The sequence below is a fragment of the Pseudomonas sp. genome, assembly GCF_049590575.1.
GTDB lineage: Bacteria > Pseudomonadota > Gammaproteobacteria > Pseudomonadales > Pseudomonadaceae > Aquipseudomonas.
Genome location: NZ_JBAWDE010000397.1, coordinates 1 through 10,773 on the forward strand (window position 1 = coordinate 1; position 10,773 = coordinate 10,773).

8 protein-coding genes are annotated in these 10,773 nt (G+C 61.7%); 3 read left to right on the top strand and 5 right to left on the bottom strand.

What is annotated here, in order from left to right; all coding sequences use genetic code 11:
• Positions 1 to 250 precede the first annotated feature (250 nt).
• Together WBR57_RS27655 and WBR57_RS27660 are read left to right on the top strand one after the other, a co-directional pair.
• The gene (locus WBR57_RS27655) at positions 251 to 1,660 is read left to right on the top strand and encodes a circularly permuted type 2 ATP-grasp protein (protein ID WP_424088416.1); all 1,410 of its coding nucleotides are present in this window, start codon (positions 251 to 253) and stop codon (positions 1,658 to 1,660) included.
• A 2-nt stretch (positions 1,661 to 1,662) separates the two neighbouring features.
• The gene (locus WBR57_RS27660) at positions 1,663 to 2,613 is read left to right on the top strand and encodes an alpha-E domain-containing protein (RefSeq protein WP_424088418.1); all 951 of its coding nucleotides are present in this window, start codon (positions 1,663 to 1,665) and stop codon (positions 2,611 to 2,613) included.
• Between the two features lie 22 nt (positions 2,614 to 2,635).
• On the opposite strand, the gene WBR57_RS27665 is transcribed toward WBR57_RS27660, so the two are convergent.
• From WBR57_RS27665 to WBR57_RS27675, 3 genes are read right to left on the bottom strand one after another with little or no spacing between them, the layout of a single operon-like run.
• Positions 2,636 to 3,577, bottom strand: a complete 942-nt coding sequence (locus tag WBR57_RS27665) for an alpha/beta fold hydrolase (protein ID WP_424088420.1) — start codon at positions 3,575 to 3,577, stop codon at positions 2,636 to 2,638.
• 25 nt (positions 3,578 to 3,602) lie between these two features.
• Positions 3,603 to 5,867 (bottom strand): ATP-dependent DNA helicase, encoded by a 2,265-nt coding sequence (locus WBR57_RS27670; protein WP_424088422.1) that lies wholly within the window; start codon positions 5,865 to 5,867, stop codon positions 3,603 to 3,605.
• Positions 5,864 to 7,513, bottom strand: coding sequence for a VRR-NUC domain-containing protein (locus WBR57_RS27675; RefSeq protein ID WP_424088424.1), 1,650 nt, complete (start codon positions 7,511 to 7,513; stop codon positions 5,864 to 5,866). The genes WBR57_RS27670 and WBR57_RS27675 overlap by 4 nt, the downstream gene beginning before the upstream one ends.
• Before the next feature lie 186 nt (positions 7,514 to 7,699).
• On the opposite strand from WBR57_RS27675, the gene WBR57_RS27680 reads away from it, so the two are divergent.
• Positions 7,700 to 7,924: a YgdI/YgdR family lipoprotein gene (locus WBR57_RS27680; protein WP_424088426.1), complete on the top strand. Its 225-nt coding sequence runs from the start codon at positions 7,700 to 7,702 to the stop codon at positions 7,922 to 7,924.
• Positions 7,925 to 7,982: 58 nt separating this feature from the next.
• Here the strand turns inward: WBR57_RS27680 and WBR57_RS27685 are convergent, their stop codons facing one another.
• Both WBR57_RS27685 and WBR57_RS27690 read right to left on the bottom strand, forming a co-directional pair.
• Complete coding sequence (locus tag WBR57_RS27685) at positions 7,983 to 9,395, bottom strand: lipase (RefSeq protein ID WP_424088428.1); 1,413 nt, start codon at positions 9,393 to 9,395, stop codon at positions 7,983 to 7,985.
• 40 nt (positions 9,396 to 9,435) lie between these two features.
• Complete coding sequence (locus WBR57_RS27690) at positions 9,436 to 10,773, bottom strand: TolC family outer membrane protein (protein WP_424088430.1); 1,338 nt, start codon at positions 10,771 to 10,773, stop codon at positions 9,436 to 9,438.

Here is a 10,773-nt window from a genome sequence, read left to right on the forward strand (position 1 = left end):
GCCCAGCGCGGGGCAAGCCCGCTCACTACAGGGTAATCAGTGTTGCTGGCGGCATTCCGGCACAGGCATTGCTTCATGCATTCATCTGCCCGGAAACAGGAGCATTCGTTACCCCCCGACCCAGAGCCGACCCCATAAGAAAGTAAGGACCAGGCCTGTTGGCACCATCAGCCACGGGCTCATAAAAAAATGCGTTTTTTAAAGCGGCAGTGCCACCCCGCGCACCCCTCGGCACTGACAAGGTACTGGAATGGCTCGATCTTTCTTTGATGAAATGAATGACGCAAATGGCGACTGCCGTGCGCATTATCAGGATTTCTCCCGCTGGCTGGCCAATACGCCGCCGGAACTGCTGGCCCAGCGTCGTCGTGAAGCCGACTTGCTGTTTCATCGCGCGGGAATCACCTTCACCCTGTATGGCGACGAGCAAGACACCGAGCGCCTGATCCCCTTTGACATCATCCCGCGCAGCATCCCCGCCAGTGAGTGGGACTTGATTGAACGCGGCTGCATCCAGCGCGTGAATGCGCTGAACATGTTTCTCGCCGATATCTACCACGACCAGCGCATCATCAAGGCCGGCATCATTCCGGCCGATCAGGTGCTGGGCAACGAGGGGTATCAGAAGGCGATGGTCGGCCTGGACTTGCACCGCGATATCTATTCGCACATCTCTGGCGTGGACCTGGTGCGCGACGGCGACGGCACCTACTACGTGCTCGAAGACAACCTGCGCACCCCCAGCGGCGTGAGCTACATGCTCGAAGACCGCAAGATGATGATGCGCCTGTTCCCTGAAGTGTTCGCCAAGCAGCGCATTGCGCCGGTCGACCACTACCCCAACCTGCTGCTCAAGACCCTGAAAAGCTCGAGCCGCCTGGACAACCCGAATGTGGTGGTGCTGACCCCGGGACGCTTCAACAGCGCATTTTTCGAGCATGCGTTCCTGGCGCGGGAAATGGGCGTGGAACTGGTGGAGGGCGCCGACCTGTTCGTGCACGACCTCAAGGTCTTCATGCGCACCACCGACGGCCCCAAGCCGGTCGACGTGATTTACCGGCGTATCGACGACGCCTTCCTCGATCCCAAAGCCTTCAACCCCGACTCGATGCTCGGCGTACCGGGGCTGGTGGCCGCTTACTGCGCGGGCAACGTGGTGTTGGCCAATGCAATCGGCACCGGCGTGGCCGACGACAAGTCGATCTACCCCTACGTACCTGCGATGATCAAGTTTTACCTGGACGAAGAGCCGATCCTGCAAAACGTGCCGACCTTCCAGTGCCGCAAGCCCGACGAACTGTCCCACGTGCTGGCCAACCTGGCCGAACTGGTGGTCAAGGAAACCCAGGGCTCCGGCGGCTACGGCATGCTGGTCGGCCCTGCGTCCACCGCCGCCGAGATCGAGGACTTCCGCCAACGCATCAAGGCGCGCCCGCACGCCTACATCGCGCAACCGACCCTGAGCCTGTCCACCTGCCCCACCTTTGTCGAAAACGGCATTGCGCCGCGGCACATCGACCTGCGGCCCTTTGTGCTCTCGGGCAAGGAAACCCGCCTGGTGCCCGGTGGCCTGACGCGGGTCGCCCTGCGCGAAGGCTCGCTGATCGTCAACTCGTCGCAAGGCGGCGGAACCAAGGACACCTGGGTGGTGGAGGGCTGAGTATGTTGAGTAGAACCGCCGCAGATCTGTACTGGATGTCGCGTTACCTGGAGCGTGCTGAAAACCTGGCGCGCATGCTTGAAGTCAGTTATTCGCTGTCGTTGATGCCCCAGGCCGGGCGCAGCGACGGCCTGGACGAACTGGCGATGTCGTTGCTCAGCAGCGGCACCCTGGACAGTTACCTTGAACGCCATAAGCAGTTGGATGCCGAACGCATGTTGCATTTCTTCGCCCTCGACGAAGAAAACCCCGCCAGCATCTACAACTGCCTGCGCGCCGCCCGTGGCAACGCCCACGCGGTACGCGGGCGCATCACCGCTGACATGTGGGAAAACCTCAACGCCACCTGGCTGGAAATGCGCAGCATCGCTGCCGGCGGCCTGGCACGGCATGGCATCAGCCACTTCTGTGACTGGGTCAAGCAGCGCTCGCACCTGTTCCGTGGCGCGACGTCCGGCACCATCATGCGCAATGACGCTTATCGGTTTATCCGCCTGGGGACCTTTGTCGAGCGCGCCGACAACACCTTGCGCCTGCTGGACGCGCGCTACGAAATGTTCGGTGAAGAGTCTGAAGAGGTCAGCGACCTGTCGGCACGCGGCTACTACCAGTGGAGCGCCCTGCTCCGCGCGTTGTCCTCGTTCGAGGCCTACACCGAGCTGTACCCGAATGCATTGAATGCACGCTCGGTGTCGGAACTGCTGTTGTTGCGCAGTGATGTACCGCGCTCGCTGCATGCGTGCATTGAGGAGTTGAGCCATATCCTCGCGGACCTGCCCGGCAGTTATGGGCGCACGGCGCAGCGCTTGGCGGCGGAGTTCGAGGCGCGGCTGAGGTACACGGGGATCGATGAGATTCTGGAGGATGGGCTGCACAGCCGGTTGACGGAGTTTATCGACACCGTGCGCGAGTTGGCGCGGGCGATACACAGTTCTTATCTTGAGATGGTTTGATCGTACCGCCGCTGTCGCGGCGCTACCTTTTCCCTAGAAACCCGAGCATCAACGCGTTGACCCGCTGGGCTTGCTCGTTCTGGATCCAGTGCCCGCAATCGGCCAACACGTGTTGTTCGAGGTCGGGCACCGCTTCAGGCATGCGCTTGAGGGTATGCGCTTCAAAAACCCCGACGGGGTCGCGATCACCGATCAGGAACAGCGTGGGTTGCAGCACCTGCCGCCCAGCCAGGAATTCGGTGCGCTGCCAGTTGCGCTCGAAGTTGCGATACCAGTTCAATGGGCCGCGAAACCCATGCTCGGCGAAGGTCTGCACGTAAACATCGAGATCCTCGCGTGCACACCATGACGGCAACGCGCCGGGCGTCGCAGCGCCTTCAAACAATCGGGCGGCGGCTGGTTTTTTCTGCAGAAACACATCCTGGTCCTGCATGAACAGGCGCAGGGTGCGTTCGATATCGGCGTTCAACTCTTGCTCAGCCACGCCCGCTTCCTGGAAATACACGATGTAATTGAAGCGGTCAGCGTACAGCTCCCGCAGAATCTCGATCACCGGCCGGCGCGCACGCCCGGCAAACGGCACTGACATCGTGATCAGCCGCGTAACCCGTTCAGGCTCAAGCAGCGCCAGGTGCCAGGCCACCACCGCGCCCCAGTCATGGCCGACCATCGTCACCTGCTCGTGGCCAAAATGGTCCATGGCCTGCTGGATATCCGCGCAAAGGCTCAGCAAGTCATAGTCGGCGACATCTGCAGGCGAACTCGACTGCCCATAACCGCGCATCTGTGGGGCAAACACCCGATAACCCGCCGCCGCCAACACGGGGATCTGCTCGCGCCAGGAGTGCCAGCACTCCGGGAAACCGTGGAGCAGCCAGATGGGCTGGCCGTGCTGCGGGCCGGCGATGTGCACGCTCAAATCAATGCCGTTGACCTGGATCCTGTACTGCTCGATAGCGTTCATCACTGGCTTCCTTGTGTAGATGGCGTCACGCTGTAGTCGCCGGCGACCACCAACGTGGCAATAGCTGGCGTACCCGCGCTTCACCGAAGCGGTCATCAATCAACATTACCACGCCGCGGTCCTGCTGGCTGCGGATCACCCGGCCGGCGGCCTGCACCACTTTCTGGATGCCGGGGTACAGGTAGGTGTAGTCGTAGCCGGCGCCGAAGATCGCGCCCATGCGCGCTTTCATTTGTTCGTTGACCGGGTTCAACTGCGGCAAGCCCAGGGTGGCAATGAACGCGCCGATCAAGCGCGCGCCAGGCAAGTCGATGCCTTCGCCGAATGCGCCGCCGAGCACGGCAAATCCGACGCCCTGGCTGTGCTCGGTGAACTGATCGAGAAAGGCCTGGCGCTCGGCCTCGGCCATACCGCGCGACTGTTGCCATAGCGCGATCTGCGGGTGGCGCTCGGCGAGCAATTGCGCAACCTGTTGCAGGTAATCAAAGCTTGAAAAAAACGCCAGGTAGTTGCCGGGTTGCTGGGCGAACTGCTCGGCGATCAGCTCGACGATAGGCGCAAGCGAGGCTTCTCGGTGCACGAACCGGGTCGAGACCTGATCAACGATGCGCACGCGCAGCTGCTCGGCCTTGAACGGCGATTCCACGTCGACCCACGCGGTATCCGCCGGCACGCCCAGCAGGTCGGCATAGTAGTGACGCGGGCTCAAGGTCGCGGAAAACAACACGCTGCTGCGCGCTGCGGTGAGCCGAGGGCGGATGAATTCGGCCGGCACGACGTTGCGCAGACACAGCGTGGAACTGCTGCGCTTGCCACTGAACTGGCGCTTGCTGATATCGAAAATGAAGTGCTCGTTGAACAGCTCGGCGACCTTGGCAAATTGCAGCACTTCAAAATAGAAGGCTTGCAGGTCCCCGGCCAGTGACTCGGGGTGGTCGTTGAAGTAATCGCCCATGGCACTGGCGCACAGGCTCAGGGCCTGCAGGAGTTTTTCCGGCCGCGCGGCATAGGCCTGGTAAGGCGCGAGCTGGTCCTTGTGCAGCGCATTCCATTCGCGGTTCAGGCGCTGCAAGGGTTTCTTCAACGCCTCGGGCGCGCTGTCGCGCAGGGTCTTGAGGCTGTACTGGTCGAGGCTCGCGCTGTACATCGAACGGGCGCGCTCCACCAGGTTGTGGGCCTCGTCCACCAGCACCGCGGCGCGCCACTGGTTGAGCTGGGCCAGACCGAACAGCATGGCGCCAAAGTCGAAATAGTAATTGTAGTCGGCGACCACCACGTCAGCCCAGCGCGCCATTTCCTGGCTCAGGTAATACGGGCACACGTCATGGGCCAGGGCCACGTCACGCAGGTTGCGCTGGTTCAGCAAACGCACTTTGGAGGCGGCGATCCGCGCGGCGGGCAATCGGTCATAGAAGCCCTTGGCCAGTGGGCAGGAGTCGCCATGGCAGGCTTTGTCCAGGTGTTCGCAGGCCTTGTCCCGCGCGACCAGTTCCAGCACGCGCAATGGCAGGTCGGGGCTGCTGCTGAACAGCACCTGGGAGGCGTCCAGGGCGAGTTTGCGTCCTGGGGTCTTGGCGGTGAGAAAGAACACCTTATCCAGTTGCTGAGGCGCCAGGGCCTTGAGCAACGGGAATATCGTACCGATGGTCTTGCCGATCCCGGTGGGCGCCTGCGCCATCAGGCAACGGCCCGTGCTGACCGCTTTGTAGACCGATTCGGCAAGGGTGCGCTGGCCGGGGCGAAAGTCGGCATGCGGAAAACTCAGGCTTTTCGCCGCCGTGTTACGTGCTTCGCGGTGCTGCATTTCCAGGCGGGCCCAGCCGAGGAACAGCGCACACTGCTGGTTGAAGAAGGGTTCCAGCTCGGCGGCCTGGAAGTGCTGGTGGAGCAGGGTTTCGCCCTCGCCGACGATATCGAAGTACACCAGTGTCAGGTTGATGTCCGTAAGGCCGAGCTTCTGGCACATCAACCAACCGTACACCTTGACCTGGGCCCAATGCAGTTGCCGATGGTTGGCGGGCTGGGCATCGAGGTCGCCGCGATAGGTCTTCACTTCTTCCAGGCGATTGGCGTCGGGGTCGTAGCCGTCCGCCCTGCCCCGCACCTTGAGTTGCTGGTATTCGCCCTCCAGGGCGACTTCGTTCTGATAATGCGCGCTACGCCGTGACGCGACGGTGCGATGCCCGACAATACCTTCCTGGGCGCTGGGTGACGGCGTAAAGCGCAGGTCCAGGTCGCCGACCTTGGCCGTGAACTCACACAGTGCACGCACGGCCACGCTGTAGCTCAAGCCGGTTGCTCCGCCCAGCGCACATAGCAGACGGTGACGGGCATCTGGTATTCGCCGCAGAATTCCAGCCAACGCAGCTGGTTATCCTGCAGGCGATCGCCGGGGCCCTTGACCTCGATCATCCGGTAGGTTTTTTGCGCCGGCCAGAACTGGATCAGGTCGGGCATGCCGGTGCGGTTGGCGCGGATATCCAGCAACAGGCGTTCGAACCAGTAGCGCAGGTGGTCGGCGGGCAGGCATTCCAGGGCCTGTTCCAGCAGTTCTTCACCGAGCAGGTTCCAGAACACGAAGGGCGATTGGATGCCCCACTTTTCGTTGTAGCGTTGGCGAATCGTGGTTTTGTAGCGCTGGTCCTGCAGTTGCTCGAAACACGCGGCAAACAGCGGCGCACGGCGCTGATGGAAATCTTCGCTGTGCAGGTCCGCCGGCCCGCGCTGGAACGGGTGGAAAAACGAACCCGGCAACGGCGCGAAGATCGCCTCCCAGCACAGCAGGCCAAACAATGAATTGATCAGGCCGTTTTCGACATAATGCACCGGCGCGTCAGGCTCGCTCAGGTGCGCCTGTACGCAGTATTCGACTGACATCAACGGCTCCGGCAACCTGAGGGCAAGGTCCAGGCGCGTGACTTCCCGGGGTTTGGCCTTGGGCAATGCCGGCTCGCCTAATTTTCGCCGCAGGCGTGGCACGACGCGCAACAGGTGTTGTTGCTCGGCGGGGCTTTCCGGCGCCTGTTGCGCGGCAGTCGCCAGCGCCATGGCCTGGGCGTAATCCGCCTGGCGCTCGAGCACGCGGATCAGCCGCGCGCGGGCGCCGGGGTAAGCGCAGGTGCGGTAGATCCGCTGCGCCAGGTCCAATTCGGCGCTGCGCTCGCAATACTGGCCAATCTGGAACAAAAGCTTGGCCCGGCGTTTTTCCAGCCAGGGGTTGTCGGTGCTCAGCGCTGCCACGTGCGCGAGCACATCCTCCAGCGCCTCGCCGCTGTCGAAGGCCTGTTGGCACTGGTGCAGGAACAAAAAACCATGCACGTCATCACGGCTGCGCAAGCCACGGGACTCGGCGCCGAACTCGACCTTTTCGTAGGTGTAGATGCCAAGGTCGGCCAGCACAAACTCGGACCAGTCCTGGTGCAGGTTGCCGAAAAACATCAGCCGCAGGCGGTCGCACAATTGCATGACGGTGAGGCTGTACAGCGTATCGGCAAGCTCAGGGCACCACCGCGCAAAGCTGCGCATTTCGGTGAACTGTGCCGCCAAGCCCTCCAGCCAGTCGGCTTTCTTGCCTTTGGGCTGGTCGATCCAGGGTTTGAATGCAGCGAGGATCTCGCCCTTTTGCAGCAACCCGAACACCTCGTCAAAGGCCAGCAGGCATTGCGCGTCAACCCAGCCCAGTGCCAGCAACGGCTCGGCAGCGGCGTAGGGGCAACCGATCTCCAGGTAATTGAGTTTGCCCGCCCGAAAATGCGCGCCCTTGCGCATCACCATGCGCACCAGCAAGGCCTGGGAAGCCTGCGGCAAGCTGTCAAATTGCTGAATGAAATGCTCTTCGTCAGGATCCAGCAGATCGGCATAGCGTTGCCCCAGCCAATGCAGGACCTGACGGAAGTTATGCAGGTAATAGAGCGGGTCTTCGAGGGAATTGGCCATGGTACGCAGTGATCAAATACTGTTTATGCATACAGAGTGCCGCCGCAAAAGCCTTGTTGCAATCGCTAATAGATAAATGGCGCAGGCAACTTTTTATATAAAAGTGATCAGATGGGTGAGTCGATGGCGTAACATTTGCGGCCCACGCCCCGTGTGTGGGATTTTTCAGGGTTAACGGTAAGGGTTATGAACATGAAGAATTTGGGTCTGCCACTGGTTGCACTCACTTTTCTGGTATTGGCCGGTTGCGCGACGCAAACCGTAGTGACATTGCAAAATGGCACGCAGTATCTGACCAAGGACAACCCAAAAACCAAGACCGCCGACGGTTTCTACGAATTTACCGACATTGCCGGCAAACGCATCCGCGTGAAGGCCGACGATGTGGCCACGGTCCGCAAGGAAGACTGATCTCGATCAACTGTGGGAGGCGGCAAGCCCCCTCCCACATTCGGATTGCATTCAATCCTCAACTGATCGTAAGGCCTTCCCCCGACCAGCCACTCACACCGACCAACGTCACCGAATCCCCTCCCACGCTGATCACCGTATCCCCGCCGTGCTCACGGTAATCCACACGCCCCTGCACATCCTTGAACACCAGCTTGTCCGTGGGCTGATAGCCAATCAGCCGATCCTGGCCAAAATGCCCGCTGAACAAAAAGGTGTTATGCCCGCTGCTGTCGCGGATCGTGTCATTGCCCTTGCCGCCTTCGATAAAGTCCGCGCCCTTGCCACCCTGGATCAGGTCATTGCCGTCACTGCCGATGATGAAGGTATTGCCCTTGTGCGGCTCGGCGTTGCGATTGAGGTCCTGCACCCAGGTGCTGGCGCGCGCCGGGTCGGACAGGTTGGCGACGATAATCGTCGAATCGCGGGTCATCTGCTCGTAGAACCCGGACGCCAGGATGCGCGTCATGCCATCGCCATACGCGGTGGGCAGATGCGAGACCCAGGTCGGCAGGTTGACGATGGAAAACGGCATTACATTCCACAGCGTCGAGGCGTAGTGGTCGTTGAAGCTGACGATGTTATCGGTGGTCGACTCGTGCGGCTTGTCGTGCACGCCGAGTGACGACAGGTTGACGGATGAGCCGTCCAGCGCGCGGAACACCGGGTCATTTTCATAGCCGATATTCAGCACCTTGTCGCCGGCACTCTGGGTGGGCGAGGCATACGCCACGTAGTTGGCGTCCTTGTAGAAGCCGCCCCACTTGGCGGTGCTCAAGTCAGCCAGGCTGTTCACCGCCAGGCCTCCGAGGCTGTGGCCGCTGACCACTACATCCGTGCCGCTCAGGCCCTGCGCACCGGCATACTCGGCGATACTTTTGAGCAAGCCGCCAAACGCTTCGCCGGCGTAATTCTTCGCGTAATCCTTGGGCCCCAGCGCCGCGAGCAAGTCACTGACCAGGTCGCCGATCGAATCGCTGATCAGGCTTTCCCGCGGGCCCGAGGTGCCGCGAAAACCGATACCGATTTCCAGCAGCTTGCCGGCGCCATCGTACTTGCCCAGCACCTCGACCTGGGCCGTGGTGTAGCCGGCCTTTTCGCCAAAGAAGGTGCCGCGCGCGTCGACCTTGCCGGCATAGCCCAGGGTGCCGGCGCTGATGGGCGTCCAACCGGCTTTCTGCACAGCGTCCAGCGCGGCCTTTTCCGAGTCGGGGTTCCAGGGGATGCCGGGGATCACACCCTGGGAATCCGTGCTGCCCAGCAGCGCACCGACCAACGTCGCCGGTAACCCAAGCCCCAGACCGTTGTGCTGATAGCCCACGGCAAAGCCGTTATCCAGGTTGTGATAGGTATACAAAGTGATCGCCATCGCATCGGCGAACAACGCTTTGGAGCCCTCGGCCCCAAGATTTTTATAGTCAAACACACCCATGGTATTGCCTCTCTTGTTGTTGGAATGGTCGAGAAAGGAATCAGTGCGGTGCGGGCCCAAACGCCTCATCCACTTTCGCCAGGTCTGTATCGCGCAAGTTCCCGGCGTAGTAATGCAACTTGGTCCAGGCCATCAAATAGTCATAACGCGCCTGGGCCAGGTCACGGCGGGTGCTGTAGAGCTGCTGCTCGGCATTCAGCGCGTCGAGGTTGACTCGCTCGCCGCCGAGGATGCTCTGCCTGGTCGACACCACCAGCGCTTCGGCCGAGGCCAAGGCCTTCTGGTACGCGCGCAATTTGCTCACCCCCGACAGGCAGGCGCTGAATTGCCGGCGCAATTCGATCAGGGTTTCCCGGGTCTTGCCTTCCAGTTCGTACTCGGCCTGTTCCATCGCACGGCTGGCCTGGCGCGTGGAGGCGGAAATACCGCCACCGGCATACAGCGGCAGGCTGACTTCGACGCCAATGGTGTTGGTGTCGTAGCGCTGGTTGTAGGTGTTGCCGCTGTCGGACTCCTGCTGACGCGAGCTCGCGTACGCGGTGATTTTAGGCAGGTGCCCGGCGCGGTTGCGCTCTACTTCATAACGCGCCACTTCCAGGGCCTGGCGCTGGGAGGCCAGCGTCGGGTTATTGCTGAGCGCCAGTTCATGCCAGGTGTCGTAGTTGGCCGGGGTCAGGGTGAACGCGGCAAAGCCCTGGTTAAGCGGCGCCAGGTCGTTGATGTTGACGCTTTGCACGCCGATCAACGCGCCCAGCTCGCGCAGGGAGGCGTCCTGTTCATCCAGGGCCTCGATCTCTTCGGCCGTCGCCAGCTCATAACGCGACTCGGCTTCCAGAATGTCCGTGCGCGTGCCCTCGCCTTGCTGAAACAGATGCTGGTTCTGCTGGAACTGCTGCTCGAAGGCTTTTTTCTTGGCGCGGGCGATGTCGATCTGGTCCTGGGCAAACAGCGCCTGGGTGTAGTAGGTCAGTACCCGCACCAGCAGCGCCTGGCTCTTGTCGCGAAAGCTTTCATCGGCGAACAGCGCCTGGGCCACGCCTTTGCGGTAGTTGGCGTAGGCCTCGTAGTCGAACAGCGGCTGTTGCAGGCTGAAGGTCGAGCCGTAGCTGTTGTAGTTGCGATCGTCGTGATAACTGCCGCCGCGGCCGTCGGGCAAGGTGGCCTGGGAATTGTTGCGGCCCTTGTTGTAGTTGTACGACAGCTTGGGCAGCAGGCCCGCGCGGCCGATGGTGCGGTTTTCCAGGCCGGCGTCGCGTTCCTTGATGGCGCCGAGAAATACCGGGTCGTTGCGCAGCGCCTGTTCGTAGACGTCGAACGGGCCCATGGCGGCCTGGGCGCTGGCGCAGCTGAAAAGCAAGGCAATGAGCAGCGGTTTCAT

Excerpts from the sequence above, each read along its gene's own strand:
- WBR57_RS27680 (WP_424088426.1), top strand. The coding sequence starts at position 7,700 with ATGAACATGAAGAATTTGGGTCTGCCACTGGTTGCACTCACTTTTCTG.
- WBR57_RS27660 (WP_424088418.1), top strand. The coding sequence starts at position 1,663 with ATGTTGAGTAGAACCGCCGCAGATCTGTACTGGATGTCGCGTTACCTG.
- WBR57_RS27655 (WP_424088416.1), top strand. The coding sequence starts at position 251 with ATGGCTCGATCTTTCTTTGATGAAATGAATGACGCAAATGGCGACTGC.
- WBR57_RS27665 (WP_424088420.1), bottom strand. The coding sequence starts at position 3,577 with ATGAACGCTATCGAGCAGTACAGGATCCAGGTCAACGGCATTGATTTG.
- WBR57_RS27675 (WP_424088424.1), bottom strand. The coding sequence starts at position 7,513 with ATGGCCAATTCCCTCGAAGACCCGCTCTATTACCTGCATAACTTCCGT.
- WBR57_RS27690 (WP_424088430.1), bottom strand. The coding sequence starts at position 10,773 with ATGAAACCGCTGCTCATTGCCTTGCTTTTCAGCTGCGCCAGCGCCCAG.
- WBR57_RS27685 (WP_424088428.1), bottom strand. The coding sequence starts at position 9,395 with ATGGGTGTGTTTGACTATAAAAATCTTGGGGCCGAGGGCTCCAAAGCG.